Here is a 26,517-nt window from a genome sequence, read left to right as displayed (position 1 = left end):
GGGTAATCATTTTTGGGCGAGAGGGTACTTTGTTGACACAGTCGGTGTAAATGAAGAGATCATCAGGCGGTATGTCAGGCATCAAGACAAGAAAGATCAAGAATATGAGGCACAGTTAGAGTTGAAAATGAACTAACAGCGAAGGAATGCCCCCTTTTAGGGGGCTGTAAACCAAAGCCGCCTTCTAAGAAGGCGGATTTTTACTGGTCAGGAATAAATAGGTTTTATCACCAGTTACAGCATATCGCAGGCTTTATTCACGGCTTGGATCAGATGTTCGACATCTTGCAAATTGTTATATAAACCAAATGAAACTCGAACCGTACCTTTGATGTTTAACGCATCCATCAATGGGTGGGCACAGTGGTTACCAGCGCGAACTGCGATATGTTGCTGGTCGAGTAAGGTCGCTATATCTTGATGATGGACGCCATCAATGGTGAAACTGAGTAGGGAAGCATTGGGCTGGTAACCAATGATATTGATTTCAGCCAACTGGCTTAACCCTTGGTAGGCGGCTTGTTGCAATCCGTGAATGTGCGTTTCGATATCGTTTTGGTTGAAGCCTTGATACCACTCGATGGCCGTAGCTAGCGCAATCGCGCCGGCAATATTCGGAGTACCAGCCTCAAATTTTCCAGGCAGTTCAGCAAACGTTGTGCCATTGAAGCTGACTTTGTCTACCATCTTGCCACCGCCGTGCCAAGGAGGCATGGCCTCAAGTAACGGTTGTTTGGCATACAGCACACCGATTCCAGTTGGTGCATACAATTTATGCCCTGAAAAAACATAAAAATCAGCGTTAAGAGCTTGAACGTCGACAGGTTCATGCACAATGCCTTGTGCGCCATCAATCACCACCACTGCGCCCAATTGATGGGCCTTGTCGATAAGCGTTTCAATGGGTTGACGAGTACCTGTGACGTTAGTGATATGCGCGATAGCAACGATCTTGGTGTTTGCGCTTAACTGTTGCTCATAAGCGTCTAAGTCCAGTTGGCACTCTGGCGTCATCGGGATTTTCACCACTTTCGCACCAGTTTGCTCGGCGACTAACTGCCAAGGAACGATATTGGCGTGGTGCTCCATTTCACCGACCAAGATTTCATCACCGGGTTGTAAAGTGCTACGCGCATAACTCTGTGCGATTAAATTCAGCGCTTCAGTTGCGCCTCGCGTCCAAATGATTTCTTTACTCGAATTGGCGCCGATAAAGTCGGCGACGCATTGTCTCGCTTGTTCAAAACGTCCTGTGGCAGACGAGGTTAAACTGTGCGACCCTCGGTGTACGTTGGCATTGTGGTTGCGATAGTAATCCACGATGGCGTCGATAACGATTTGCGGTTTCTGAGTGGTTGCTGCGCTGTCTAAATATATAAGCGTGTTATTGCCTTCGGCATCGCTTAAAGCGGGGAATTGGGCGCGGACAGCAGAAATATCAAACATTATTCAGCGCCACCTAATTTATGATAGTGAAGCGTTGGCAGCGTGACCATCGGCTCTGCAACTGACCAGGCATGAGCTTTGCCCGAAAAGTGAATAATAATTTCCATGGCAAATTCCAAGGCTGTGCCGGGGCCTTGGCTAGTGATTAGGTTGTGGTTGATGTCAATTGTGACGCGTTTATCGCGCCATAATAAGCTTGGAATCGCATCGCGAAAGCTTGGGTGGCCAGTCATGAGAGCATTGGGATAGAGCTGGTGATGTTGAAGAACCAATGCAGGTGCTGCGCAAATTGCCGCGACTAACTTACCGTCATACATTTGCTGGCGTAGCATTTCAATCAATACCGTGCTGTCGCGAAACGTCTCTGCGCCGCCCACACCTCCAGGAAGCACAATGGCGTCAAACTCGTCATCGGCGATGTCGACTAACGTGCAGTCGGCAGTCAGGGTCACGCCACGTGATGCTTTAAGGGTAAGTTTGCCGTCAAAATCTGCACTGGCGACGACCACATCGTAACCTGCGCGTACCATCATATCGATGATGGTGACGGCTTCCATTTCTTCGCTGCCTGCTGCGATAGGTACAAGTATTTTCTTAGTCATGATTGCGTCCAACTGTTTCGATGTGTTTGATGGCGTCATAGAGCTTTTGGTTTACTGGTGTCTTTAGGTTATGAAGCTTCGCCACTGAGAGTAAATGACCTGTTATATAGTCTATCTCGCTTCGCCGCTGGTGGTGAATATCTTGATGCATAGATGAGTAGTTCTGTGCGGTTTTGTCGATGACCTGATACACCTGAGCCAACAACTGACTTTCGTCGACGTCAAAACCTTGCAGTGTCATCACTGACGCTACTTCTGAGACTAAATCTGTGAGCTGCTGTTTGAATGAAGGTGCAGCCAACTCACCATTCTTGATATTGTGTAGTGCTGTCAGTGGGTTTATTGCACAGTTGATGGCCAGTTTATTCCACAGCGCCAATTGTATATTGTCATTCCAGCCACACTCGGGCAGGGCATGTGCCAATACTTGGCTTAAAAATTGGCACTGTTCACCTAAAGGATTTAAAGATCCAATTTGGGTGTGACCTTTTCCAGTATGGCAAGTTTGTTGGTCGCTTAGCTTATAAGCGCCATGCGTGGTCTTGGCAACCAGTAGTGGGTTGGTCGAGAAATGCTTAATCAGAAAGTCACTCGTGCCCATGCCGTTATGCATTACGGCAATCATAGTCTCTGGGTTGATTTCACGGCGAATGGGCAGTAGAGCTTGCTCAACTTGCCATGCTTTAACGGTTACCAGAATTAAGTCGGCTTGCTGCAGCATACGAGGTTGGTTATTTGCCAGTTCAATGGCGGGAGATTCATCTAAGCGCAGCTTAAAATATGAGTGAGGCTTTGTGGACCATACACTCACGCGATGCCCTGCCTGATGAAGATGATAAGCCCATAAGGAGCCGATGGCGCCCGGCCCAATGACCACGATATTCACGATGCACTCTCAGTCAATGCCAAAGTGTGAAAGGATAATGAGTGATTTTTATAAAGCAAATAAAAATGGCGCCCCAAGGCGCCATTTTTGTCTATACCGTCGCTGAGACAGATTAGAACTTGTAGGTTACAGCGATGTAGTGACCGAAACCAGTAGTGTCACCTGTGTAACTACCGTCTTCTAGGCCATATATGTTTTTGAATGCTTTAAGACCGTAACCAACCGCGTAACGATCAGAGTGCCAGTAAAGACCGTTAAACATAGCACCACCAGTTGCAGAGGTTGCGCCCAGTTCAGATTTCATGCCAAATTGCCAATCGATGTAGCCTTGGTAAGAGATGAATGAACCATTTTCAAAGAAATGCAGTGGTTTGAACCAGTTAGTGGCTAGGTGACCACCATTCCAGTCATGTTCGTTACCATCATATGTAGCGTATAAGTTTAGACCGATTTTACCCAGCCATGGCACTTCAACGTCAGAACCTAGACCAATTTTTTGATTGTTTACTGCGTACTGATCTGCTGTACGAGATACGCCGTCCCACTCAATAAGAGACGCTACGTAAAGCTCTTTAACTGGACCGAAAGAAAGATCTTTGCCAGTAAGAGCATCTAGAGACATACGAGGTGCAAATTTCATAAAGATTTTGCTGCTAGCATCATCTTTCTGACTATTAGAGCTTGTAGTTAAGTTGAAGACATCAACGTAACCGTATAGATCAAAAATCCCAGATCGGCCGCCAAATTCCATCTCTAGATAATCGTGGTTTGAACCGTCGCCATCTGGGCTAGGAAGTTCGTTAAATGCACCCATTAGGTTGAACTGCATCCACTTATAATCGTTTTTGTGGATATCACCATCAGTGTAATCGGCTGCCATTGCTGGCGCTGACATGGCTGCTAGCATGCTTAGAGTTAAAAGTGATTTACGCATAAGGAGTTCTCTATGTTTGTAAAAAGTGAAAGATGAATCACCGTTCTTGTTCACTCGTTTCTTGTTGCCGAGTTGTTATGTAGCGAATAATAGCGATAAAAATCCCAATTTGAACCCCGAATGTATGTAAACGAGATAAAAATGAGTGATATAGATCTCACTATTAAACAAAGCTTATGTCTCGGTTCTTTTGTTTCATGTTTTTGCATTAGTTTTGTTAGCGAAATCGATTGCGTAATCGCTTAAATTGGATTTTATGTCCATCAAATAATCAACAGAAAGGGTAATTGATCGATTAAAGATAAAACGGCGTACTAAAGAAGGTAAATAATGCGAGGTAAGTTGGATGTCTGAAGTAATGTTGTTTCCTTTGGGGTCGGTTATTTTTCCTGAAGGCAAGATGCGATTGCGAATTTTTGAACCAAGGTACAAAAGGTTGGTTACGCAAGCCAGTCAAGGCGACAACACGTTCGGCATTTGTTTGTTTGAACGCCAAAGCCAAGACACTAGCGTACTTTCAGCCATTGGTACTCAGGTGCGTATTGTTGATTTTGAGACGCTCGATGATGGGTTGCTTGGGATTACAGTGGTGGGGATGAAACGTTTTTTAATTCGTCGAGTTCGTCAAGAGCACGATGGATTACGTATCGCCAAAGTCGAATGGTTGCCTGAATGGCCGCAAGTTTCGATATCCAGCGAGTTTCAGCATTTAGCGGATAACCTGCAGCGTCTTTACTCTGAGTTCCCTGAAATTGGTTCGCTCTACGATCAGCGCTTTTTCGACGATGGCTGTTGGGTTAGTCAACGCTGGTTAGAATTGCTGCCTCTTCGAAAAAAACAGTTTGATTTCTTAACCCAACAATCAGACTGCCAAACGGCACTGTCATTTTTGGATCAGGCAATAGAGTGTGAAAAAAAACTATAATGACAGTGATCGTCTCAACATTCTGCGCGTAAAATAGACTGGAGCAGGAATTTCCCGTATCGAGGGTACAAGGACACTGCAATGGTAAATAAAGAGCCGCAAACATTTAGTCGCCAAGATTGGTGTTTGTGTATGGAACAAGTTAAACAGCAAGATAAACAAGCATTCGCGCTTATCTTTCGTTACTTTTCACCGCGACTAAAACAATTCGCGCTAAAACATGTGGGTAATGAGCAAGTTGCTATGGAGCTGGTACAAGAAACGCTGGCGATGGTGTGGCAAAAAGCTCGTCTGTTTGATGGCAAAAAAAGTGCGTTATCGACTTGGATTTACACCATTGCTCGGAACTTGTGTTTTGATTTGATGCGCAAGCAGAAAGGTCGAGACCCTCATGTTCTTGCCGACGACATTTGGCCCAGTGATTACACTCCACCCGATATGGTCGAACACTACTCCCCAGAGCAAGACCGGCTCAAACAGCAAGTGATTCAATTCCTCGATTTACTTCCAGAGGCGCAAAGAAAAGTGGTGCAAGCGGTATATATTGAAGAAATTCCTCATCAACAAGTGGCCGACATGTTTGATATTCCGCTCGGTACGGTGAAATCACGCCTGCGTTTAGCCGTTGAGAAATTACGTAACAGTATGGAGGAGGACAGATCATGAGTTATCACCCAGACGAGGCGCTGCTTAAGCATTACGCTCTTGGTGAAGTTGATGCTACCCAAGGGTTGGCGCTGGCTGTGCATCTGGAGTCTTGTCCTCGTTGTCGACATAAGGTAGCAACCTATGAGAGAGCGCTTGGTGACGCGTTTTTAACTCAAAGTGGTGATGTCCAAGTGACCGCTCCGCTGGCCGATGATGTTCTGGATACAATGTTTGATAGCATCGTTGCACTACCCCAGCACGAGGAATCCACGGTTAAGTTAGCGGCAAAGCCGAAAAAAGTTTGCGTCAACAATCGTACCTTTATTCTTCCTAAGGCTTTGGCAGCGTTTCATGATCGAATCGGACCTTGGCGCAGTTATGGCGGTAAAGTTTTCAGTGCTGTGGTGGATTTAGACGAACCATCTCGGGTTAATTTAATGTACATGGCGCCCGGAGTCACGGTGCCCCAGCACACCCACAAGGGATTGGAGTCGACCTTGGTGTTACATGGCGGTTTTAGTGATGAAGATGGTCATTATGAGGTCGGTGATTTTTTACTTAAGGATGCTTCGGTAAAACACAGCCCGGCGACAGCGAGTGAAGAAGATTGCCTATGTTTAAGTGTGCTAACCGAACCTATGCTCTTCACCCAAGGGGTTGCAAGGCTATTTAATATGTTTGGTAAGGGCTTGTATCCATAACCTCGAACTTAAACGAACTTAAAGAAACTTAAAGTAAAAAGGGCTGTTGATGACACAGCCCTTTGTTATTTTCATGGTTAGCTTGAGCGCATTAGATGATTAATCGTGATGTTGACTGGCTTTTTCGAGTAATCGTGTGAAGTAATGACGCAGCGAATACAGCATCAGTAAACTTGGAATCACCATCAGCGCGGTCAGAATAAAGAACAGCGACCAGTTGTTGAGTAAATCGGCGAGTTCTCCACTGAATGATGCGAGTACGGTGCGGCTAAAGTTCCCCAACGAAGCCAGCAGTGCATATTGCGTTGCAGAAAAGGCTTGCCCGGTGAGCACGGTCAAGAATGATACGAATGCAACCGTTGAGAATGCGGTGGTAAAGTTATCGACGAAGATAGTTGCAACATACAGTGGTTCGCTCGGACCCACTTGGGCTATCCATGCAAACATCAAATTGCTGGCCGCCATTGCGGTGCCGCCAACTAATAAGCCCCTCACGATACCAAATCGAACATTTACCATGCTGCCAAGGAAGGTGAATAGCATGGTGACTCCCCAACCCATGAGTTTGGAGTAGTAGCCAATCTGTTCATTGCTAAAGCCAATTTCTTTGTAAAACGTAATCGACATACGGCCTAAAAAGGCCTCGCCAATTTTAAACAGAAATACAAACAGCAACAGCGTTAACGCAACGCGCGTACCGTTACGGCGAAAGAAATCAATAAAGGGTTCTAACAAGGTTACTGTTAGCCAAGACACGACTCGGTTACCGACCACATTCTGGTGGCGTTGCTCGGCTTCAGATTGCAATTCATCACGCAAAGTGACCGGTTCGCCAACCAGCAGAGTAAACAGCATTAAGATGACAACCACGAATGCCATTCCATAATAAACGCCATTCCAACCGATTTGGTCAGCATTTATAAAGGCAAGATATCCCGGCAATGAATAGCCTGTCCACCATCCTATGACCGCCATCGCCGATGCTTGGGGCAGTTTCTGAGATTGGCTGCGTGGAAAACTATCAATACGAAATGCATCAATGGCGATGTCTTGAGTGGCCGATGCGGTGGCGATTGCCAGCGCCACCATTGAGGCGTAAATCAAGTTATTGGCCGGATTAATTCCAGCAATGACGATGGTGCAGGCCAAAATGACTGCTTGGCATAAGAAAATCCAGCTGCGACGTTGACCAAGCAAGCGATGCAAAACGGGTAGCTTTACGCGGTCAACCAAAGGTGCCCAAAGAAAGTTAATGCTGTACACCGCAAAGACGCTACCGAAGTAGCCAATGGCGCTGCGACTCAAGCCGGCGTCAGTTAACCATCCGGACATATTCGACCCGATGAGCACCCAAGGAAAACCACTGGAGCAGCCGAGCATTAGAACCCACAGCAAGCGTCTATCTAAGTAGCTGCGAAAGGTATCACCCCATGAGGGATGTGAAGAGTTTGACGACATGAAAGCCCTTTAAATCAAGAAGGCTCTACATGATGTAGAGCCTTGTAGCTTATTCAACAACGCTGACCTTAGTGATCACAATTGGTTCGACGGGAACGTCTCGCATTCCTCGTTTAGCTGTGGTTGGTTTGGTGGCCATCGACTCAATCACGTCAAAGCCTTGCGTCACTTGACCAAATACGGCATAACCGGGTGGACGCTGCTTGTAATCAAGGAAGTTGTTATCAACCAGGTTGATATAAAATTGACGCGTAGCCGAGTTAGGATCATTGGTACGAGCCATTGCGATGGTGGCTGTTTTGTTGCTCAAGCCATTCGATGCTTCGTTTTTAATCGGCGCGTAAGTGGGTAGACGATTCATTTGCTCGTCAAAGCCGCCACCTTGAGCCATAAAACCTGCGATAACGCGGTGAAATTGACTGCCGACATAGCTGCCATCTTCCACGTACTTCATAAAGTTAGCGACGCTAATTGGTGCTTTTTCTTGGTTAAGTTCAACAGTAAACGCACCCAAGTTGGTTTCAATGTTTACTTTTGGCCCTGCGAATGCGCAAGTACTGGCAAGGCTAAGCGCTAAGGCTGCGATTTTCCACATTAGAAACGGTCCTTCATGTAGTTTTGCAGCTCGCTGTCGCTGGCAATCTCTTTAAGCACTAAATTCATCACGTCATTAAGCACTGCTTGAATGTCATCGTTGGATGCGCTGAGCATTCCAGAGCGTTTTGCGCTGCCATTGTAGGTTTTGACTAGCTTGCCTTTTGGCGTTTCTGCTGTCACTTCAAGCACAAGATTCGCGTCCATTTGGTTTTCCATCACGGAATGCTTAACCGAAACCAGTGCTTCTTGAACTTCAACTTGAATGTTGTTTTCACTATTAACTGTGTTTTTGAAACCTTGAGACTCAAATTGTTCTAGCAGAGCGTTTTCCAGCGCGATGCGAACATTTTGCTTGGAATGAATCGGCTCAATGTTTGAGCGACCGCTGTCAACTAAAGCGACGTATTGCGCAGCACGAACATCTTTGCTAGTCAAAGTGAAGGTTTTACCTTGAGCGATGGTGTTCATGCTCAGTTGAGGTTGAAGTTTTAAGCTCAACTGTTCTTGTTGCGGTGCTGAACAAGCGGTCAATAAAGCGATTGACGCTGCCAGAACGAATTTTTTCATACTAGTTTCCTTTCAACTTTCTCAATCTAAAGATGAGTGTAATTTGCTATAGCGAATAATAGTGAATTATTTAGTCGCTTGTAAAATAACAAATTTCTTATTGACTGCGATTTGACGTAGATTGGCTTTTCCAAACAGACGAGCCAGTTTGTTATCGTATCCGAGGTGACGGTTACCGATCACCATTAACTTACCTTTTGGCTTGAGAACTTGCTTGGCATCACAGAACATTTGCCAAGCAATGTGATCGGTTACAGCAAGCTGCTGATGAAAAGGTGGGTTACACACAATCAAGTCGGCACTGCTAGAGTCAAATCCGTCGAGACAGTTATTGACTCGGCCTTCAAAATCAAACTCATCCCCTAATGCGCTTTTGATGTTCAGCGTCGCCGACGCAATCGCCATATGGCTTTCATCGACCCCAATGATGCTCGCATAGGGGTTGAGTTGCCCCAGTTTTATCGACAATACGCCATTGCCACAGCCTAGGTCGATGATTTGTTTGCTGGTCGGATCTTGTGGTAGATGAGGCAGAATAAAGCGCGCACCTTGATCGAGATTTTCCCCGGAATAAACATTAGGCAAATTTTTCAGCCAATAGTTCTCTCCGTCCACAGGCCATTCTACGTACGGGTTTGATTCGACGGGTGTAGCGTCAGCGACGGAAAAGACTAATCGGTGCTTTTTCTGCGCCAAAGAGGTGTGCGTTTTGCCAAGATGTTTTTCAAACAGCTTCAATGTCGAGGTATGAATTTCACGGGCTTTATTGACGGAAATCACCGGAATGTCTGCGTTGAGCTGCTGACGGATGCTGTCCAACAGCCAAGTTAAGTGGCGGTTGCTTTTGGGAATTTTGACCAACACGGCTGCGGCGTCCGATGGGACGGGATCCATAGTAGTTAACAGACGAACTTGATGACATTGGTTGCGTGCTAAGTTCGCCAGTGTCGCTTGCTGAGCGATGTACGAGTCGCTCAGCATGGATACTTGGTAACGCTCTGAAAACCAACAAGACAGAGCGCCGAAACTGTCGTTGATGATCACTAGGTGTGAATTGGCCGGTAAATTGAGCTTTTCGACGTGCTCTATCAGGTATTCATCGCCAGCATCCCACGCTTGTAACGTTTCATTTTGACGCTCGGGGTAGCGTAGAAGTTGCAGTTGACGATTGTTTTGCAAAAGCTCAGTTTTCATTTTTGTAATCATATATCGGTAAACGAACTGCGCCTATTGTCGCAAATGGTTAAGTAAGTGCAAACCAAAACCTTTTGCTAAGTAATTTGCCGCGCTAGACTATCGGTCTAAATTACCTCAACTAAGATGGAATGATTGACTATGCTTCAACAAGTCATCGAGCAGAAGCTGCAGGCCGAATTTAAGCCGGTGCATATGAATGTACTCAACGAAAGCTATATGCATAATGTGCCGCCCGGCTCGGAAAGCCACTTCAAAGTGATTATTGTTTCGAATGCATTTGAAGGCAGCCGTTTGATAGCAAGGCATCGCGCCGTAAATCAAGTGCTGGCGGATGAGCTAGCGGGTGGTGTTCATGCGTTATCGATTCATACCTATACCGAACAGGAATGGTTGACTGAAAACCAACAAGCACCAGCGAGTCCGATGTGTATGGGTGGGGGTAAAAAACAGCCGTGAATACGTTGAGTAATTTAACAGTATCTAAACAAATGACCGTTTGATGACTTTTTCATCAAACTATTTTGTAGGTAAATTGTTGCTTGAAAATGTCGCAATTCTAAACAAATATCTTTGTGCGATAGTTCAAAGTTATGGCGTTTACCTAACCTTTTAAATACGTAACTTCTGAAATATAACCACTATTCCTTATATTGGACATGGCATCAACTTCCGAAAAAATGCTACACTATCGCACCTGATAAATCTCGCTAAAAATTAGTGACGGGATTTTTACTAGGATGTTGCGATTTTGGTGTTTTGACGACAGCAAAACCGGACACTCATGTCGTGTCTTAAAGTTACGCAATTAAAAAAATCTTTTTCCCGATAAAGTAGTGCAAGTGCGTATGATTACAATAAAGAAGGGACTGGATCTTCCTATCGCAGGAACTCCTTCCCAGGTGATTAATGATGGTAAAACCATCAAAAAAGTCGCCTTGCTTGGCGAAGAGTACGTTGGCATGCGTCCTACGATGCATGTTCGCGTAGGTGATGAAGTAAAGAAAGCTCAAATTCTTTTTGAAGATAAGAAGAACCCAGGCGTGAAATTTACTTCGCCAGCGAATGGCAAAGTGATCGAAATTAACCGTGGTGCGAAGCGTGTACTTCAATCTGTTGTGATTGAAGTTAGCGGTGAAGAACAGGTAACGTTCGATAAGTTTGAAGCGAATCAATTGGCAAGTCTTGACCGTGAAGCGGTGAAAACTCAACTGATTGAATCTGGTCTTTGGACTGCTTTGCGTACTCGACCGTTTAGCAAGGTTCCAGCAATTGATTCTTCAACCCAAGCAATTTTCGTTACCGCGATTGACACCAATCCTCTGGCTGCAAATCCAGAAGTGGTTATCAATGAGCAATCCGATGCTTTCATTGCGGGTTTGGATATTCTGTCTGCCCTAACTAGTGGTAAAGTTTTCGTCTGTAAATCAGGTGCAAGCTTACCGCGCTCAAGCCAGTCAAATGTCGAAGAGCATGTATTCAATGGTCCTCACCCAGCAGGTCTTGCGGGTACGCACATGCACTTCCTCTATCCGGTTAATGCTGAAAACGTCGCTTGGAGTATCAACTACCAAGACGTGATTGCTTTTGGCAAACTTTTCACCACCGGTGAACTGTTCACTGACCGTGTCGTCTCTTTGGCCGGCCCTGTAGTAAACAATCCTCGTCTCGTTCGTACCGTTATCGGTGCCAACCTAGATGAACTGACGGATAACGAATTGATGCAAGGCGAAGTTCGTGTGATTTCTGGTTCGGTATTAACCGGTACTCACGCAACAGGTCCTCATGCCTATTTAGGTCGTTACCATCAGCAAGTTTCGGTTCTGCGCGAAGGTCGTGAGAAAGAGTTTCTTGGCTGGGCTATGCCTGGTAAGAACAAATTCTCTGTGACTCGTTCATTCCTTGGTCATATGTTTAAAGGTCAGTTGTTCAACATGACCACTTCGACCAATGGTAGTGACCGCTCAATGGTGCCAATTGGTAACTACGAGCGCGTGATGCCTCTTGATATTGAACCTACATTGCTACTACGTGACTTATGTGCTGGCGATTCAGACAGCGCGCAACGTCTAGGCGTTTTAGAGCTAGACGAAGATGACGTAGCACTATGTACCTTTGTGTGTCCAGGTAAGTACGAATACGGCATTTTGCTACGTGAATGCTTGGATAAGATCGAGAAGGAAGGGTAATTTCATGGGCCTTAAGAAGTTTCTTGAAGATGTCGAGCATCATTTTGAACCAGGCGGCAAACACGAAAAGTGGTTTGCTCTGTATGAAGCTGTTGCGACAGTATTCTACACTCCTGGCTTGGTAACAAAGAAAAGCTCACACGTTCGTGATAGCGTCGATTTGAAACGCATCATGATCATGGTTTGGTTGGCCGTTTTCCCAGCCATGTTTTGGGGTATGTACAATGCTGGTGGTCAAGCCATTGCAGCTTTGGTTCATATCCACACCAGCGCCGCATTGCCTCAAGTTATTGATGGCAACTGGCACTACTGGCTAACCGAAGCGATTGGCGGAACCATTTCTGCTGACGCAGGGTGGGGCAGTAAGATGCTACTTGGTGCAACTTATTTCCTACCTATCTACGCCACAGTATTTATTGTGGGTGGTTTCTGGGAAGTGTTGTTCTGTATGGTGCGTAAGCATGAAGTGAATGAAGGTTTCTTCGTAACTTCAATCTTGTTTGCGTTGATCGTTCCGCCGACTCTACCGCTATGGCAAGCCGCTTTAGGTATTACTTTTGGTGTGGTTGTAGCTAAAGAGATCTTTGGTGGTACTGGTCGTAACTTCCTAAACCCTGCTTTGGCAGGCCGTGCGTTCTTGTTCTTCGCATACCCAGCGCAAATTTCTGGTGATGTTGTTTGGACAGCGGCTGACGGTTTCTCAGGTGCAACAGCTCTGAGCCAATGGGCGCAAGGTGGTAACGGTGCTTTGATCAACAACGTGACTGGCTCGCCAATCACTTGGATGGATGCCTTCCTAGGTAACATTCCAGGTTCTATTGGTGAAGTATCAACGTTGGCATTGCTAATTGGTGCGGCGCTAATCGTGTACATGGGTATTGCGTCTTGGCGCATTATCGCAGGTGTGATGATCGGTATGATCGTCGTTTCAACCCTGTTCAATGTGATTGGCTCTGATACTAACCCAATGTTTAACATGCCATGGCACTGGCACCTAGTTCTAGGTGGCTTCGCGTTCGGTATGTTCTTCATGGCAACAGACCCTGTATCGGCTTCGTTTACGAATACCGGTAAATGGTGGTATGGCATTTTGATTGGTGGCATGTGTGTCATGATTCGTGTTGTGAACCCAGCTTACCCAGAGGGTATGATGCTGGCGATTCTATTCTCGAACCTATTTGCACCACTGTTCGACCATATTGTCATTGAGAAGAACATCAAACGGAGACTATCACGCTATGGCAAGTAATAACGATAGCATTAAAAAGACGCTGTTTGTTGTTATCGCTTTGAGCTTGGTTTGCTCAATCATCGTGTCAACAGCGGCGGTTGGCCTGCGTAGTAAGCAAGTCACCAATGCAGCATTGGATAAACAATCGAAGATTTTGGAAGTGTCTGGTGTCGATATGGCACAAGGCTCTGTACCAGAACTTTACAAGCAATTCATTGAGCCTAAGCTTGTCGATTTCTCGACCGGTAAATTGGTTGATGCAACGGCTGAAGGCGTATCTGCCGCTGATTACGATCAACGTGCAGCATCAAAAACGCCAAGTGAATCAACCAAGCTAAACGCAGAGCAAGATCCAGCGAAAATCATTAACCGTGCTAACTACGGTTTGGTTTACCTAGTGAAACAAGGTGACGACGTTAGCCGTTTAATCTTGCCAATTCACGGTAATGGTCTGTGGTCTATGATGTACGCTTTCGTTGCAGTTGAAACCGACGGCAATACCGTTGACGGCATCATCTACTACGAGCAAGGCGAAACTCCAGGACTTGGCGGCGAAGTTGAGAACCCGAAATGGCGCTCTCAGTTCGTTGGCAAGAAGCTATATGACGACAATCACAAGCCTGCAATCAAAGTGGTTAAAGGTGGCGCTCCTGAAGGCTCTGAACACGGTGTTGACGCACTATCTGGCGCAACATTGACAAGTAACGGCGTGCAGCACCAATTTGATTTCTGGTTAGGTGATTTGGGTTATGGCCCATTCCTAGCACACGTTAGTGACGGAGGTCTGAACTAATGTCTAGTGCAAAAAGTCTTAAAAAGAGCCTTTTAGCGCCAGTATTGGACAACAACCCAATCGCGCTTCAAGTTCTTGGTGTTTGTTCTGCATTGGCAGTAACAACCAAACTGGAAACTGCGTTTGTTATGACGCTAGCAGTAATGTTTGTTACTGCATTGTCTAACTTCTTCGTTTCTTTGATCCGTAACCACATTCCAAGCAGCGTACGTATTATCGTGCAAATGGCGATCATCGCTTCATTGGTAATCGTGGTTGACCAAATCCTACGTGCGTATCTGTACGATATTTCGAAACAGCTTTCGGTATTCGTAGGTTTGATCATTACTAACTGTATCGTTATGGGCCGCGCAGAAGCATATGCGATGAAATCGGCGCCAGTACCGTCATTCATCGATGGTATTGCTAACGGTCTAGGTTACGGTTTTGTTCTGATTACGGTCGGTTTTTTCCGTGAGCTGCTTGGTTCAGGCAAGCTTTTCGGTATGGAAGTTCTACCGCTAGTAAAAGACGGTGGTTGGTATCAACCAAACGGCCTGATGCTATTGGCGCCTTCAGCGTTCTTCCTAATCGGCTTCTTGATTTGGATCATTCGTACGTTCAAACCTGAACAAGTAGAAGCGAAGGAGTAACATAAGTCATGGAACATTATATTAGTCTGCTCGTCAGATCGATTTTTATTGAAAACATGGCGCTTTCTTTCTTCTTGGGGATGTGTACTTTCCTAGCGGTATCGAAGAAAGTTAAAACGTCGTTTGGTCTAGGTATCGCGGTTACAGTGGTATTGACTATCTCTGTACCGGTAAACAACTTAGTTTACAACTTGGTGCTAAAACCAGGTGCGATTAGCCCAGATGTCGATCTGAGCTTCCTAAACTTTATTACCTTTATCGGTGTTATTGCGGCACTTGTACAAATTCTAGAAATGATCTTGGATCGCTTCTTCCCACCTTTGTACAACGCCCTAGGCATCTTCTTACCTTTGATCACAGTAAACTGTGCGATCTTCGGCGGCGTATCTTTCATGGTACAACGCGATTACAACTTCGGAGAATCGATCGTTTATGGCTTTGGTTCAGGGTTAGGCTGGATGCTGGCTATCGTAGCGCTTGCAGGTATCCGCGAGAAAATGAAGTATTCTGACGTGCCTCCGGGTCTGCGTGGTTTAGGTATTACCTTTATCACAGCCGGTCTAATGGCGTTAGGCTTTATGTCTTTCTCTGGTGTTCAACTGTAAGTCGGGTAAACCGCAACAATAAAGGAATAGTCAATGGACATTATTCTTGGTGTAGTGATGTTTACTCTGATTGTTCTAGTGTTAGTTTTAGTGATTCTATTCGCTAAATCTAAGCTGGTACCAACAGGTGACATTACAATATCTATCAATGGCGATCCTGATAAAGCGATCGTAACTCAACCAGGCGGTAAGCTTCTTGGTGCTCTTGCGGGCGCTGGTGTTTTCGTATCGTCTGCTTGTGGTGGTGGTGGCTCTTGTGGTCAGTGCCGCGTGAAAATTAAATCTGGTGGTGGTGACATCCTTCCAACTGAGCTTGACCATATTACTAAAGGTGAAGCACGTGAAGGTGAGCGTTTATCATGTCAAGTTGCAATGAAAAATGACATGGAAATCGAATTGCCAGAAGAAATCTTTGGTGTGAAGAAGTGGGAATGTGAAGTTATCTCTAATGATAACAAAGCAACCTTCATCAAAGAGCTTAAGCTGCAAATTCCAGATGGCGAATCAGTACCTTTCCGTGCTGGTGGTTACATTCAGATTGAAGCTCCAGCTCACCACATTAAGTATGCTGACTACGACGTTCCGGAGAAATTCCGTGAAGACTGGGATAAGTTCAACTTGTTCCGTTACGAGTCAAAAGTGGATGAAGACATCATCCGTGCATACTCGATGGCTAACTACCCTGAAGAGTTTGGCATCATCATGCTTAACGTGCGTATCGCTACGCCGCCGCCAAACAACCCAGACGTACCACCAGGTCAAATGTCTTCGTACATTTGGTCACTGAAACCAGGTGATAAGTGTACTATCTCTGGTCCGTTTGGTGAGTTCTTCGCCAAAGATACGGATGCAGAAATGGTCTTCATCGGTGGTGGTGCAGGTATGGCTCCTATGCGTTCGCACATCTTTGACCAGCTTAAGCGCTTGAAGTCAAAACGTAAGATGTCGTTCTGGTACGGTGCGCGTTCTAAACGTGAAATGTTCTACGTTGAAGATTTCGATATGCTGCAAGCAGAAAACGAAAACTTTGAGTGGTTCTGTGCACTGTCTGATCCACTACCAGAAGATAATTGGGACGGTTACACCGGCTTTATTCACAACGTATTGTACGAAAACTATCTAAGGGATCACGAAGCGCCTGAAGATTGTGAGTACTACATGTGTGGTCCACCAATGATGAATGCTGCGGTTATCGGCATGCTTAAAGATCTTGGTGTTGAAGACGAAAACATCCTACTCGATGACTTTGGTGGTTAATCCTTCATAGTGGTCGATACTATGGCTGGCTCTTCGGAGTCAGCCATTCTTTTTTGAGTCAGTATTGCGATAGCTATGCGCATTTCAAAGTGGCTATCGCTATACCTACTTTTCATTACTACGGGAGTCAAGCAAGTGAAAAAATGGCTTGTTGCATTCGCTTCTCTGATCATTTTGGCCGGCTGTGAAAAAGCGCCAGAACAGGTGCATCTAAGTGGTCCAACGATGGGAACCACCTACAACGTAAAATATTTAACTGAGCAAGGTGCTCCGTCGTCTGACAAATTGCATCAAGAGATCGACCGATTACTAGAACAGGTCAACGATCAGATGTCGACCTATCGCAAAGACTCCGAGTTAAGTCGCTTTAATCAATACCAAGGAACAGAGCCGTTCGAAGTCTCTACGCAAACTGCGACCGTGGTAAAAGAAGCCATCCGTTTGAATAAGCTGACTTTAGGTAAGCTGGATGTCACGGTTGGGCCCTTGGTTAATCTATGGGGCTTTGGGCCAGAGGCGCGCCGAGATGTGGTGCCAAGCAAGCAAGAGCTTGCCGAGCGTAAAGCCAACATCGGTATCCAACACCTAAAAGTAGAAGGTAATAAGCTATCCAAAGATTTACCGCATTTGTATGTGGATTTATCGACCATTGCCAAAGGGTGGGGCGTTGATGTGGTCGCGGATTACATCGCTTCACAAGGGATTAAAAACTACATGGTTGAAGTCGGCGGTGAAATTCGCCTTAAAGGTATCAATAAAGATGGTGTACCATGGCGTATCGCGATAGAAAAACCAACGGTTGATGAGCGCAGTATTCAAGAGATCATTGAACCAGGGGATATGGCAATTGCCACCTCCGGTGATTATCGTAACTACTTTGAGCGTGATGGCATTCGTTATTCGCACATCATTGACCCAGATACCGGTTATCCGATTGCTCACAAAGTCGTGTCTGTCACGGTACTGGATAAATCTTGTATGACGGCTGATGGCCTCGCGACAGGTTTGATGGTGCTGGGTGAAGTGAAAGGCATTGAAGTCGCGAATCAACATAATATTCCAGTATTTATGATTGTTAAAACCGACGATGGCTTTAAAGAAATTGCTTCTGAAGCATACAAGCCGTATATCAAGAAGTAGCCTAGAATTAAATTAATTAAGCAGAGAGCGTGTCGTATGAATACATTTCTAATTACCTTTGCTGTGTTTGTGATAGTGATTGCTGCCATGGCAGTCGGTTATATCTTTCAGAAAAAAGTGGTCAAAGGTAGCTGCGGCGGATTAGGCGCTGTGGGTATCGAAAAAGTATGTAACTGCCCTGAACCTTGTGATGCACGTAAGAAACGTGAGGCTCGAGAAGCCGCGCGTGCTGAAAAATTGGCAGCTTGGGAAAAAGATCGCATCGCGTAATTGCCTTGTGATGCCACTCCATAATGCTCTAGCCCGCGCTGTGTCGCGGGCTTTTTTGTGTTTGAATGATGAATTCTGCAACAAGGTGTAATCTGAGGGTAAGAAAGAACTTATTTATAAACAGTATTGTCTATTTCGCGCAGTTATTGTATATCATATACTGGTTTTTTATACAGTAAAGATAGCCTCGTGAGCCAAGACGTGATTCGCAAAATCATTCATATCGATATGGACTGCTTTTTCGCAGCGGTTGAAATGCGTGATAATCCTCAGTATCGAAATATTCCGTTAGCAGTTGGCGGAAATGAGAAGCAGCGCGGCGTCATCAGCACTTGTAACTACCAAGCTCGTGAATTCGGTGTGCGCAGCGCAATGCCAACCGCTAGAGCTCTACAGCTGTGTCCTAATCTCACTGTGATTCCAGGAAGAATGTCGGTTTACAAAAGTGTCTCGGCTCAGATTCGTGAAATCTTCTCTCGCTATACTTCGCTTATTGAGCCGCTTTCACTAGATGAGGCATATCTCGATGTGACCGAGTCGACGCTATGCCAAGGTTCGGCAACCTTAATAGCCGAGGCGATTCGGCGTGATATTTGGCAAGAATTACATCTCACGGCATCAGCGGGAGTGGCGCCGATTAAGTTTTTAGCCAAAGTGGCCTCGGATATTAATAAGCCCAATGGGCAATGCGTCATTCCACCGGATCAAGTACAAGCGGTGGTCGATAAATTGCCACTTGAGAAAATTCCTGGGGTCGGCAAAGTGAGTTTAGAAAAGCTCAACCAAGCTGGATATTTTCATTGTGAGGATGTAAAAAACAGTAATTACATCGAACTGCTGCGCCGCTTTGGTCGCTTGGGCGAATCGCTGTGGAAACGCAGTCACGGTATTGATAACCGTCAAGTGGTGGTCGAGCGAGAGCGAAAGTCGGTTGGCGTTGAAAGAACCTTTAGTCAAAACATTGCCACCTATGAGCAGTGTTGGGAAGTGATTGAGCAGAAGTTGTTTCCAGAGTTACGTGCTCGGCTTGAGCGTGGTTACCCTGAACGCGAAATCATCAAACAAGGCATTAAAGTTAAATTCGCCGACTTTCAGCTGACCACTATTGAGCATGGTCATGCTGAACTGGAACTCGAGGATTTCAAGCAGTTGTTGGCTGATGTATTAAAAAGGCAAAAAGGGCGAGAAATTCGATTACTTGGACTCAATGTTATGCTAAAACCCGAACAACAAAGCCGCCAACTGAGTTTTTTTGATCAATAACCTTATGAAGCAACCTATCAACAAGCAGCAATTGCTTGAGCAGATTCTGCAAATTCTTACCAAGGCTCATCAAGTTGCTGTGGCCTCAGCACATAGCGCAATCGATGCGGCGACGAATGAACAAACTGTGCCTGAACATAAATACGATACTCTGGCTTTGGAAGCGTCCTATTTGGCTCACGGTCAGGCGATGCGAGTGCAAGAGTGCGAAAAAGAGATTGCTCAGTTTAAGCAGTTGCCCATTCATCTGGCTTCAGAAACCGTGAGATTAGGCAGTTTAGTTCGGCTTATTGATGATAACGATAACTTGAGTTGGGTATTTTTCGCCCCATGTTCAGGTGGGCTCAAATTTGAGTATCAACAGCAAATGGTCACAGTGGTGACCTTGAAATCTCCGCTCGGAGCCGCATTATTTAATAAGTCTATCGGTGATGAAGCGATCTATATCGTCGGTGAAAAATCGTTTTGTTACGAAATCGATGCGATAGATTGACCTCGTGTTAACTTAAGTTGTCTCATTTCTGCTAAGGTGAGCCGTAACTTATTGGTTATAGAATAAATCAGTCAAAGAATGACTCTGCTTTTGGTTTGAACAATGATGAAAAAAGTGTATTCCATCGTCGCGTTACTGTTAGTGAGTAGCCAAACATGGGCCTCGCAATGTCGAGTGGACCTCCAAAATGAAGTGCACCTTGATGGTGAGCAGCTCGAAATTCACCACAAAAATGGCGATACCGCCATCGTTGATGCGCAAGATAATCTGATTATCCACGGCGAAACGATTCCACTGGATAGTGATCAGCGCGCTGCGATCAGTGAATACCGCGAACAGCTCAATCAATATGTGCCAAAAGTGAAGCAATTTGCCGATGATGGGCTAGCGTTTGTCAACGACCTGATTGATGACGTCGCTGAGAGCATTGATGCGCCTAACGCGTTTGACGATGTAAAAGCGTCAATGAAAACTTTTTGGCAAGACATTGAGTCGCGTTATTACAAAGACGGCGATCTGATATTGCCAGCCGATACATTCAGTTCAATGAAGAGCTCTTGGACTGAGGATTTTGCCAAAGCACGCGAGATTTTTAATAAAGAGTTTATCACCAGCGCATTTACCGCGATGTCGGAGAAAATGCAAAAAGACGGTGGTTTGAATCTGACTGAACTCACTGACAATATGACCGAGTTAAAAGCGCGGATTGAAAAGCGCGTTCAAGAGCACGGTAAAGAGCTCAAACAGCAAGGTGATGACTTCTGTGATTCGCTGGATGATATTGCGGATAAAGAGCATCAGTTGCACGAGAAAATACCAGAGCTAAAAGGTTATCCGGTATTCACCATTTAGCCGAATAGATAAAAGAGCGCGTTAAGCGCTCTTTTTTGTTTTAGACTCAGTTTTATATTCAGCGCCACAACCATTCCCATTAGCCTAGCGAAAAGTGATAGCTAACTAACACTTATGGCATAGATATGACTAGTTTTTAATCTATTAACCACATATTCATTGGTTAAAGATTGTGAACTGGCTATTTTTGTAATACCGTACTAGTTAGCTAGTTTATTTTTCTGTGTGAGTGGTATGACACAAGCAACAAATTCAACACGAGAGCACTTTGGTTCTCGCCTCGGTTTCATTCTTTCTGCGGCCGGTGCTGCCGTTGGCCTAGGTAACATCTGGGGATTTCCAACGCAAGCGGCAAGCAATGGCGGCGGCGCTTTTTTACTGGTGTATTTGGTCATGATCTTGATCGTGGCATTTCCGATGTTAGTGGTGGAAATGGCAATTGGTCGTTACGGTCAGGCGAACCCAGTTGATAGTATGCGCTCACTGTCAAATAACGCGACGGCAAAAACCTTTGGTGGTTTAGTCGGTTGGATTGGCCTGAGTGTGCCAAGTGCTGTATTGGCGTTTTACAGCATTGTGGGAGGGTGGTTGATCTGCTTTTTATTCGGTGCGTTTGCCGATATGTTTGGCCTTTCTGGCGCAAGTGCATGGCTGAAAGGATTTAGTGTTGAGCGTAATTTGCTCGGGACACTGATTTTCTATGTTCTGACCGTGTTGATTGTGCAAGGCGGGGTAAAAAAAGGCATCGAGAAATGGTCAACACGCTTGATGCCTGCACTGTTTATTCTGTTCGCAGTGCTGTTTGTTTACATTATTACTCAGCAAGGTGCGTTGGAAGGGCTTAAGCACTACTTGGTCCCTGACTTTTCCAAGGTGTGGGATCGTAAGTTGATTCTGGCGGCAATGGGACAAGGTTTCTTCTCGTTGACCATCGGTGGTTGTTCGATGCTGATCTACGGTTCATACCTGAGCAAAAAAGAAAATCTGCCGAAGATGGCAATGAACGTGACGCTCGTCGATACCGCGGTCGCATTTATTGCCGGCCTAGTGGTGATGCCAGCGATGTTTGTTGCGATGCAAAAAGGCGTACAAATTTATGCCGAAGATGGTTCGCTGCTAAGCTCTGATACTCTCGTCTTTACTGTTTTACCCTTGATGTTTGACAGCCTTGGCTGGTGGGGAGAGCTGTTTGCCGCAATCTTCTTCTTATTGCTCACTATCGCGGCGCTGACTTCAAGTATTTCCATGCTGGAGTGTCCAGTGGCATTGGTGAGTGAGCGATTTAATACCAAACGTAGCCTCACCAGCTGGGTACTGGGCGGCGTGATTGCGCTAGTCAGTGTGGTGATTGTATTTAATTTTGGCGAATTATTTGGCTTGGTCGCGACCGTTGCGACTCAATACCTGCAGCCGACTGCGGCGCTGATGTTTTGTATCTTTGGTGGTTGGGTATGGAATCGCCAAGCCAAAATTAAAGAACTGGAACAAGGTTGCCCGGATTTCACCCTTGGCTGGTTTGGTCGTTTATGGCCAAGCTACGTGAAGTTTGTTTGCCCAATTCTTGTGGCTACCGTCATTTGGGCATCGTTTGGCTAATTGACTATCCAATACACAATAAAAAGCCCGCAAGATTGCGGGCTTTTTTTGTCAGTGATGATTACATCGATGGTGGGGTAATTTGTCCGGTGGTGAGTGGCTCAACGTCAATGTCGGAGATCTCGTCGATGTATTCGCCCACCATTTGCTCTACTTCTTCATAATCTTCTTTGAAGTAAGCCAAGTGAAACACCGCATCGCCTTCATTCACCAGCGGCAGAGTTTGTTGACCAATCACAATGCCACCTTTACGTGCTTTTAACGCGATTTCGCCATGGCCAAGTGGTGAACTGATGTAAGCCAGCACTTGGCCGCGCACCACGCGATCACCGAGAGTCACTACGGTACGCAAAATGCCATCGCTTTCAGCGCGAAGCCACGAGGTTGATTTGGCGATTACCGAGGTTGGAATCTTTTTACGACTGGCACGTAGCATACCGATGGCTTGCATGACGCGTTTGACACCAATAAATCCCGCGTTGATACACAAAGGTTCAAACCTAAGCGCTTCACCCGCTTCATAGGTCAGAACTGGAATATCGTGTGTTTCCGCTTCACTGCGCAGTGAACCCTCGCGCAGCGGCGCATCAATGATTACCGGTGTCGCAAACGCTTGAGCGATACGCAACGTTTCTGGGTTACTCAAATTGGCGCGGATTTGCGGTAAGTTGGTACGATGAATCGCGCCGGTATGCAGGTCGATAATATAGTCACACCGTAATGCCACTTGAGAGAAAAACGTGTGCGCCATTCTTGATGCCACCGAACCATTGTCACTGCCAGGAAAACAGCGGTTTAGGTCACGGCGGTCGGGTAGGTAGCGGGATTTATGGATAAACCCAAACACGTTGACAATGGGTACGGCGATCAAGGTACCTTTGAGTTTGGTTGGGTCAATGGTGTTGATCAATTGGCGCACGATCTCGACGCCATTGAGTTCATCACCATGGATCGCGGCATTGACCATCAACACCGGACCTTCGTTAATACCATTAATGATTTCAATTGGTATTGATAGCGGCGAATGGGTATAGAGCTTCGCCGCCTCCATTTGCAGGGCTTTATGCTCACCGGGAGCGATTTCTTCGCCTAAAAACGAAAACGCTTTATTGCGTTTAGCCTTTACCGCGCGTCTTGGTGTTTTTGCTGGCTGCATTCTTTTCAATAAACTCCACGATCATACCGGCAATATCTTTTCCGGTGGCAAGCTCAATACCTTCAAGGCCTGGTGATGAGTTTACTTCCATCACTAGTGGGCCACGTGCCGAACGCAATAGGTCAACACCTGCTACGTTAAGCCCCATAATTTTAGCTGCGGTGACAGCTGTGCGGCGTTCCTCAGGAGTAATTCTAACTAAAGAAGCCGAACCACCACGGTGCAAGTTGGAGCGAAATTCACCTTCGGCGCCTTGGCGTTTCATCGCGGCAATTACGCGATCGCCGATAACAAAACAACGAATGTCTGCGCCGTTAGCTTCTTTAATATACTCTTGAACCATGATGTTTGCTTTTAATCCCATAAAAGCTTCGATCACGCTCTCAGCCGCTTTGCGAGTTTCCGCAAGAACAACGCCAATGCCTTGAGTGCCTTCCAGCAACTTGATAACCACTGGAGCGCCGCCAACCATATCTAACAAATCTTTTACGTCGTCAGGCTTGCTGGCAAAACCAGTAATCGGCATGCCGATGCCTTTGCGTGAAAGAAGTTGCATAGAGCGAAGTTTATCACGTGAACGTGTAATCGCGACCGATTCGTTGACTGGGTATATGCCCATCATCTCAAACTGACGTAAAACAGCAGTACCGTAAAATGTCACTGACGCACCGATGCGTGGAATGACCGCATCAAAGCCAGAGAGTTGTTCACCCTTATAATGAATCTCAGGCGACTCAGAATTGATATTCATGTAACAACGCAACGCATCAATCACTTTGACTTCGTGTCCGCGGTTTTTGCTCGCTTCGATCAAACGCTTGGTCGAATACAGACTTGCGTTGCGTGACAGAATAGCAATTTTCATGATTTAGGCTCCTCAAAGGGAATTAAAAATGATTGGACGGGATCAACAATAAGACGGTGATGCATTGCTGTTCGTCCTAGCAGCATGCGAAATGCCATATTTTCTCGGTTAGTCAGTGTGACTTCTGCAGGCCATTGCTGGTCGCCAAGTCGTAGGTCAGTTTGAATGACATAACGTATCTCTTCATGACCACCGGAATCTCTGACACTGCGCTCATCAATAACTAAAGCTTCACAGACTTGCTCATAGTCAATGTCATGTTGCCTTGGATGAATCCAGAAACGCACCCATAATTCATTATTTTTGTTAAATGTTTCAATTTTGAACGCATGTAAACAAGATGTTCGCGCTCCAGTGTCGATCTTGGCTTTGATTTTTTGAATACCCAAAGTAGGCAAACTAAAATTTTCTCGCCAGCCGACAAGCATTTTTTCATTCATGGTTATCACAACATAGTTTGAGTGTTAGATACCCAAGGATAGGACATCTTTATAACAAGGTTAGGCGTCTCTGGAGAGGAAGTGCTCGGTGGAGCGCCAGAGAGGGCGAAATCTAGCAACATGAACCAAGAGTGACCAACGATAAATTTTATCCGTCATGACAAATAAAATCTATCGTAAGCGATTAAAAAGCCAGCAAATCTGCTGGCTTTTTAATTTTAAGCTTAAGCTTTGGCTGGAATGTTTTCCAACAGAGCAATCATCTGTTCCCAGAACAGCGCCACGGTGTCAATTTTGACTTTTTCATCCGGTGAGTGGGGGAATTTGATGGTTGGACCGAACGAGACCATATCCATGTTCGGGTAAGGTTTTTTAAACAGACCACACTCAAGGCCGGCGTGGATCACCATAATATTAGGTTTATGGCCATAGATCCCTTCATACATGTCACGGAAGATATGCATGATTTCTGAATCTGGGTCTGGTTTCCAACCTGGGTAGGCGCCTGAGAAAGCGATGCTTGCGCTTGCTAGCTCAGCAACAGAACTCAAAATGCCTTCCACTTGGTCACGGCCAGAGTCGATCAGTGAGCGAACCAGGCACAACACTTTTACGGCATTTTCTTCTGTGCTGATAACACCGACATTCAGTGACGTTTCAACTACGCCTTCGATATCATCACTCATACGAATCACGCCGTTAGGACAAGCGTTGAGTGCGGCGATAAAACGTTGCTGAGATGGCGCTGAAAACAGTTGCTCTTGGCTATCTACTGCTTCATTAAAAGACACTAGGTTGGTTTCAATCGCAGTAAGTTCGGTTTTCAGCAGTTCAGTGTAGCTTTCAAATACGCTGTTAAGCTGTTCAAGATTCTTTGCTGGTAGCGCAACAGTGACAAACGCTTCTCGAGGAATCGCGTTACGCAAAGTACCACCACGAAATTCAATTAAGCGAAGGTCGAGCGCTTTAGCGTGCTGAGCAAGAAAACGAGCCATCAGTTTGTTGGCATTCGCGCGGCCAGTGTGAATATCAACACCAGAGTGACCGCCTTTCAGGCCTTTAATCACCAGTTTACGAGTTTCGAATTGCTCTGGTTTGGCTTCACGCTCGATAGGGAAGGTGATTTCGCCATCAACACCGCCAGCGCAGCCCATGTAAACTTCGCCTTCTTGTTCGGAATCGGTATTCAGTAGAATCTCACCTTCTAACCAGCCGGCTTCAAGCCCAAATGCGCCAGACATGCCTGCTTCTTCATCGACAGTGAGTAGGACTTCAAGCGGGCCATGTTTGATGTCATTTGAGGCCAGAACGGCGAGGCAAGAAGCCATGCCCATGCCATTGTCAGCACCAAGCGTTGTGCCTTTCGCGGTGACCCATTCTCCATCAATATAAGGTTGAATCGGATCTTTAGTGAAGTCGTGCTCGGTGTCTTCGTTTTTTTGCGGCACCATATCGATGTGTGCTTGAAGTACCACCGCTTTTTTATGCTCCATGCCTTCGGTCGCTGGTTTTTTGATGATCACATTACCGGTTGGATCACGACGCACTTCAAGGCCTTGGTTGGTCGCCCACTCAACAATATAGGTTGCTAGGGCTTCTTCATGTTTCGAAGGGTGAGGGATAGAACAGATCTTATCAAAAAACTGCCAAACGAGAGCGGGAGATAAATTGCTGATCTCAGAGTGGAATTCAGACACGGGTGACTCCTTAGTACTAGAAATACCAGGTAAAAATGAAACGCTAGATGACAAGGGGTAAATTCTTTGTCGTCTTAGGC

General features: G+C 45.8%; 28 protein-coding genes and 1 pseudogene. 17 read left to right on the top strand and 12 right to left on the bottom strand.

Translation table 11 applies throughout. The features are described 5' to 3' along the window. The coding region (locus BLS03_RS17685) for a transposase (RefSeq protein ID WP_176765627.1) at positions 1 to 136 on the top strand (136 nt) is incomplete at its 5' end. Between the two features lie 98 nt (positions 137 to 234). Here BLS03_RS17685 and csdA read toward each other — a convergent pair. The 4 genes and pseudogenes from csdA to BLS03_RS17665 form a co-directional block, all read right to left on the bottom strand. Continuing rightward, a complete protein-coding gene (csdA, locus tag BLS03_RS17680; protein WP_093276984.1) occupies positions 235 to 1,446 on the bottom strand; it encodes a cysteine desulfurase CsdA in 1,212 nt (403 codons plus the stop codon). Next, on the bottom strand, positions 1,446 to 2,048 hold the full coding sequence (locus BLS03_RS17675) for a DJ-1 family glyoxalase III (RefSeq protein WP_093276977.1): 603 nt from the start codon (positions 2,046 to 2,048) through the stop codon (positions 1,446 to 1,448). Before BLS03_RS17675 ends, csdA begins: the two co-directional genes overlap by 1 nt. Next, positions 2,045 to 2,934, bottom strand: a pseudogene (gene panE, locus BLS03_RS17670) (2-dehydropantoate 2-reductase). Before panE ends, BLS03_RS17675 begins: the two are co-directional and overlap by 4 nt. Before the next feature lie 112 nt (positions 2,935 to 3,046). Next, positions 3,047 to 3,868 (bottom strand): nucleoside-specific channel-forming Tsx family protein, encoded by an 822-nt coding sequence (locus tag BLS03_RS17665; protein WP_093276973.1) that lies wholly within the window; start codon positions 3,866 to 3,868, stop codon positions 3,047 to 3,049. A 346-nt stretch (positions 3,869 to 4,214) separates the two neighbouring features. Here BLS03_RS17665 and BLS03_RS17660 point away from each other — a divergent pair, with 346 nt between their 5' ends. The 3 genes from BLS03_RS17660 to BLS03_RS17650 all read left to right on the top strand — a co-directional run bounded on the left by BLS03_RS17660 (position 4,215) and on the right by BLS03_RS17650 (position 6,142). Next, positions 4,215 to 4,793, top strand: coding sequence for an LON peptidase substrate-binding domain-containing protein (locus BLS03_RS17660; protein ID WP_093276970.1), 579 nt, complete (start codon positions 4,215 to 4,217; stop codon positions 4,791 to 4,793). An 81-nt stretch (positions 4,794 to 4,874) separates the two neighbouring features. Beyond that, entirely contained in the window at positions 4,875 to 5,459 is a 585-nt protein-coding gene (locus BLS03_RS17655; protein WP_093276969.1) for an RNA polymerase sigma factor, read from the top strand. Continuing rightward, positions 5,456 to 6,142, top strand: coding sequence for a ChrR family anti-sigma-E factor (locus tag BLS03_RS17650; RefSeq protein ID WP_093276967.1), 687 nt, complete (start codon positions 5,456 to 5,458; stop codon positions 6,140 to 6,142). Before BLS03_RS17655 ends, BLS03_RS17650 begins: the two co-directional genes overlap by 4 nt. Positions 6,143 to 6,241: 99 nt before the next feature. Here BLS03_RS17650 and BLS03_RS17645 read toward each other — a convergent pair whose 3' ends face one another. The 4 genes from BLS03_RS17645 to BLS03_RS17630 all read right to left on the bottom strand — a co-directional run bounded on the left by BLS03_RS17645 (position 6,242) and on the right by BLS03_RS17630 (position 9,958). Next, the gene (locus BLS03_RS17645; RefSeq protein WP_093276964.1) at positions 6,242 to 7,600 is read right to left on the bottom strand and encodes an AmpG family muropeptide MFS transporter; all 1,359 of its coding nucleotides are present in this window, start codon (positions 7,598 to 7,600) and stop codon (positions 6,242 to 6,244) included. A gap of 49 nt (positions 7,601 to 7,649) precedes the next feature. Beyond that, positions 7,650 to 8,195, bottom strand: a complete 546-nt coding sequence (locus BLS03_RS17640; RefSeq protein ID WP_093276961.1) for a peptidylprolyl isomerase — start codon at positions 8,193 to 8,195, stop codon at positions 7,650 to 7,652. After that, positions 8,195 to 8,764, bottom strand: a complete 570-nt coding sequence (locus BLS03_RS17635; RefSeq protein ID WP_093276958.1) for a YajG family lipoprotein — start codon at positions 8,762 to 8,764, stop codon at positions 8,195 to 8,197. Before BLS03_RS17635 ends, BLS03_RS17640 begins: the two co-directional genes overlap by 1 nt. Positions 8,765 to 8,830: 66 nt before the next feature. Next, positions 8,831 to 9,958, bottom strand: coding sequence for a methyltransferase (locus BLS03_RS17630; RefSeq protein WP_093276956.1), 1,128 nt, complete (start codon positions 9,956 to 9,958; stop codon positions 8,831 to 8,833). Between the two features lie 141 nt (positions 9,959 to 10,099). Here BLS03_RS17630 and bolA point away from each other — a divergent pair, with 141 nt between their 5' ends. From bolA to BLS03_RS17565, 13 genes are all read left to right on the top strand, one after another. Further along, positions 10,100 to 10,417: a transcriptional regulator BolA gene (gene bolA, locus BLS03_RS17625; RefSeq protein ID WP_093276954.1), complete on the top strand. Its 318-nt coding sequence runs from the start codon at positions 10,100 to 10,102 to the stop codon at positions 10,415 to 10,417. 389 nt (positions 10,418 to 10,806) lie between these two features. Continuing rightward, positions 10,807 to 12,147: a Na(+)-translocating NADH-quinone reductase subunit A gene (locus BLS03_RS17620; RefSeq protein WP_093276951.1), complete on the top strand. Its 1,341-nt coding sequence runs from the start codon at positions 10,807 to 10,809 to the stop codon at positions 12,145 to 12,147. A gap of 4 nt (positions 12,148 to 12,151) precedes the next feature. Further along, entirely contained in the window at positions 12,152 to 13,396 is a 1,245-nt protein-coding gene (locus tag BLS03_RS17615) for an NADH:ubiquinone reductase (Na(+)-transporting) subunit B (protein ID WP_093276950.1), read from the top strand. Continuing rightward, positions 13,386 to 14,171, top strand: a complete 786-nt coding sequence (locus BLS03_RS17610; RefSeq protein ID WP_093276948.1) for a Na(+)-translocating NADH-quinone reductase subunit C — start codon at positions 13,386 to 13,388, stop codon at positions 14,169 to 14,171. The genes BLS03_RS17615 and BLS03_RS17610 overlap by 11 nt, the downstream gene beginning before the upstream one ends. Further along, positions 14,171 to 14,803 (top strand): NADH:ubiquinone reductase (Na(+)-transporting) subunit D, encoded by a 633-nt coding sequence (locus BLS03_RS17605; protein WP_093276945.1) that lies wholly within the window; start codon positions 14,171 to 14,173, stop codon positions 14,801 to 14,803. The genes BLS03_RS17610 and BLS03_RS17605 overlap by 1 nt, the downstream gene beginning before the upstream one ends. 8 nt (positions 14,804 to 14,811) lie before the next feature. Continuing rightward, positions 14,812 to 15,408: an NADH:ubiquinone reductase (Na(+)-transporting) subunit E gene (nqrE, locus tag BLS03_RS17600; protein ID WP_093276944.1), complete on the top strand. Its 597-nt coding sequence runs from the start codon at positions 14,812 to 14,814 to the stop codon at positions 15,406 to 15,408. Positions 15,409 to 15,441: 33 nt separating this feature from the next. Continuing rightward, positions 15,442 to 16,665: an NADH:ubiquinone reductase (Na(+)-transporting) subunit F gene (gene nqrF / locus BLS03_RS17595; RefSeq protein WP_093276941.1), complete on the top strand. Its 1,224-nt coding sequence runs from the start codon at positions 15,442 to 15,444 to the stop codon at positions 16,663 to 16,665. Between the two features lie 135 nt (positions 16,666 to 16,800). Beyond that, on the top strand, positions 16,801 to 17,805 hold the full coding sequence (locus tag BLS03_RS17590) for an FAD:protein FMN transferase (protein WP_093277005.1): 1,005 nt from the start codon (positions 16,801 to 16,803) through the stop codon (positions 17,803 to 17,805). A gap of 36 nt (positions 17,806 to 17,841) precedes the next feature. Continuing rightward, complete coding sequence (gene nqrM, locus BLS03_RS17585) at positions 17,842 to 18,075, top strand: (Na+)-NQR maturation NqrM (protein ID WP_093276938.1); 234 nt, start codon at positions 17,842 to 17,844, stop codon at positions 18,073 to 18,075. A gap of 189 nt (positions 18,076 to 18,264) precedes the next feature. Then, positions 18,265 to 19,338 (top strand): DNA polymerase IV, encoded by a 1,074-nt coding sequence (gene dinB / locus BLS03_RS17580; protein ID WP_093276936.1) that lies wholly within the window; start codon positions 18,265 to 18,267, stop codon positions 19,336 to 19,338. Between the two features lie 16 nt (positions 19,339 to 19,354). Continuing rightward, positions 19,355 to 19,831 carry a transcription elongation factor gene (locus tag BLS03_RS17575; protein WP_093277001.1) on the top strand — a complete coding sequence of 159 codons (477 nt, stop codon included), beginning with the start codon at positions 19,355 to 19,357 and terminating at the stop codon, positions 19,829 to 19,831. 105 nt (positions 19,832 to 19,936) lie between these two features. Beyond that, positions 19,937 to 20,683 (top strand): YggN family protein, encoded by a 747-nt coding sequence (locus BLS03_RS17570; RefSeq protein WP_093276934.1) that lies wholly within the window; start codon positions 19,937 to 19,939, stop codon positions 20,681 to 20,683. A gap of 234 nt (positions 20,684 to 20,917) precedes the next feature. Continuing rightward, on the top strand, positions 20,918 to 22,279 hold the full coding sequence (locus BLS03_RS17565) for a sodium-dependent transporter (protein ID WP_093276932.1): 1,362 nt from the start codon (positions 20,918 to 20,920) through the stop codon (positions 22,277 to 22,279). A gap of 61 nt (positions 22,280 to 22,340) precedes the next feature. Here BLS03_RS17565 and BLS03_RS17560 read toward each other — a convergent pair whose 3' ends face one another. The 4 genes from BLS03_RS17560 to BLS03_RS17545 form a co-directional block, all read right to left on the bottom strand. After that, complete coding sequence (locus BLS03_RS17560) at positions 22,341 to 23,435, bottom strand: succinylglutamate desuccinylase/aspartoacylase family protein (protein ID WP_093276929.1); 1,095 nt, start codon at positions 23,433 to 23,435, stop codon at positions 22,341 to 22,343. Continuing rightward, on the bottom strand, positions 23,395 to 24,300 hold the full coding sequence (rimK, locus tag BLS03_RS17555; protein ID WP_093276926.1) for a 30S ribosomal protein S6--L-glutamate ligase: 906 nt from the start codon (positions 24,298 to 24,300) through the stop codon (positions 23,395 to 23,397). The genes BLS03_RS17560 and rimK overlap by 41 nt, the downstream gene beginning before the upstream one ends. Beyond that, entirely contained in the window at positions 24,297 to 24,740 is a 444-nt protein-coding gene (locus tag BLS03_RS17550; RefSeq protein WP_093276925.1) for an ATP-dependent zinc protease family protein, read from the bottom strand. Before BLS03_RS17550 ends, rimK begins: the two co-directional genes overlap by 4 nt. Before the next feature lie 224 nt (positions 24,741 to 24,964). Continuing rightward, a complete protein-coding gene (locus BLS03_RS17545; protein WP_093276922.1) occupies positions 24,965 to 26,437 on the bottom strand; it encodes an aminoacyl-histidine dipeptidase in 1,473 nt (490 codons plus the stop codon). Positions 26,438 to 26,517 lie beyond the last annotated feature (80 nt).

Origin of the sequence: Vibrio xiamenensis (assembly GCF_900100015.1) — a bacterium.
Classification (GTDB): domain Bacteria; phylum Pseudomonadota; class Gammaproteobacteria; order Enterobacterales; family Vibrionaceae; genus Vibrio; species Vibrio xiamenensis.
Note: the sequence above shows the minus strand (reverse complement) of the source record. Positions and strands in the feature narration are given on the sequence as shown.

Bases quoted from the DNA above. Each gene is read 5' to 3' on its own strand.
- csdA (WP_093276984.1), bottom strand. From the start codon at position 1,446: ATGTTTGATATTTCTGCTGTCCGCGCCCAATTCCCCGCTTTAAGCGAT.
- BLS03_RS17675 (WP_093276977.1), bottom strand. From the start codon at position 2,048: ATGACTAAGAAAATACTTGTACCTATCGCAGCAGGCAGCGAAGAAATG.
- BLS03_RS17665 (WP_093276973.1), bottom strand. From the start codon at position 3,868: ATGCGTAAATCACTTTTAACTCTAAGCATGCTAGCAGCCATGTCAGCG.
- BLS03_RS17660 (WP_093276970.1), top strand. From the start codon at position 4,215: ATGTCTGAAGTAATGTTGTTTCCTTTGGGGTCGGTTATTTTTCCTGAA.
- BLS03_RS17655 (WP_093276969.1), top strand. From the start codon at position 4,875: ATGGTAAATAAAGAGCCGCAAACATTTAGTCGCCAAGATTGGTGTTTG.
- BLS03_RS17650 (WP_093276967.1), top strand. From the start codon at position 5,456: ATGAGTTATCACCCAGACGAGGCGCTGCTTAAGCATTACGCTCTTGGT.
- BLS03_RS17645 (WP_093276964.1), bottom strand. From the start codon at position 7,600: ATGTCGTCAAACTCTTCACATCCCTCATGGGGTGATACCTTTCGCAGC.
- BLS03_RS17640 (WP_093276961.1), bottom strand. From the start codon at position 8,195: ATGTGGAAAATCGCAGCCTTAGCGCTTAGCCTTGCCAGTACTTGCGCA.
- BLS03_RS17635 (WP_093276958.1), bottom strand. From the start codon at position 8,764: ATGAAAAAATTCGTTCTGGCAGCGTCAATCGCTTTATTGACCGCTTGT.
- BLS03_RS17630 (WP_093276956.1), bottom strand. From the start codon at position 9,958: ATGAAAACTGAGCTTTTGCAAAACAATCGTCAACTGCAACTTCTACGC.
- bolA (WP_093276954.1), top strand. From the start codon at position 10,100: ATGCTTCAACAAGTCATCGAGCAGAAGCTGCAGGCCGAATTTAAGCCG.
- BLS03_RS17620 (WP_093276951.1), top strand. From the start codon at position 10,807: ATGATTACAATAAAGAAGGGACTGGATCTTCCTATCGCAGGAACTCCT.
- BLS03_RS17615 (WP_093276950.1), top strand. From the start codon at position 12,152: ATGGGCCTTAAGAAGTTTCTTGAAGATGTCGAGCATCATTTTGAACCA.
- BLS03_RS17610 (WP_093276948.1), top strand. From the start codon at position 13,386: ATGGCAAGTAATAACGATAGCATTAAAAAGACGCTGTTTGTTGTTATC.
- BLS03_RS17605 (WP_093276945.1), top strand. From the start codon at position 14,171: ATGTCTAGTGCAAAAAGTCTTAAAAAGAGCCTTTTAGCGCCAGTATTG.
- nqrE (WP_093276944.1), top strand. From the start codon at position 14,812: ATGGAACATTATATTAGTCTGCTCGTCAGATCGATTTTTATTGAAAAC.
- nqrF (WP_093276941.1), top strand. From the start codon at position 15,442: ATGGACATTATTCTTGGTGTAGTGATGTTTACTCTGATTGTTCTAGTG.
- nqrM (WP_093276938.1), top strand. From the start codon at position 17,842: ATGAATACATTTCTAATTACCTTTGCTGTGTTTGTGATAGTGATTGCT.
- BLS03_RS17570 (WP_093276934.1), top strand. From the start codon at position 19,937: ATGAAAAAAGTGTATTCCATCGTCGCGTTACTGTTAGTGAGTAGCCAA.
- BLS03_RS17565 (WP_093276932.1), top strand. From the start codon at position 20,918: ATGACACAAGCAACAAATTCAACACGAGAGCACTTTGGTTCTCGCCTC.
- BLS03_RS17560 (WP_093276929.1), bottom strand. From the start codon at position 23,435: ATGCAGCCAGCAAAAACACCAAGACGCGCGGTAAAGGCTAAACGCAAT.
- rimK (WP_093276926.1), bottom strand. From the start codon at position 24,300: ATGAAAATTGCTATTCTGTCACGCAACGCAAGTCTGTATTCGACCAAG.
- BLS03_RS17550 (WP_093276925.1), bottom strand. From the start codon at position 24,740: ATGAATGAAAAAATGCTTGTCGGCTGGCGAGAAAATTTTAGTTTGCCT.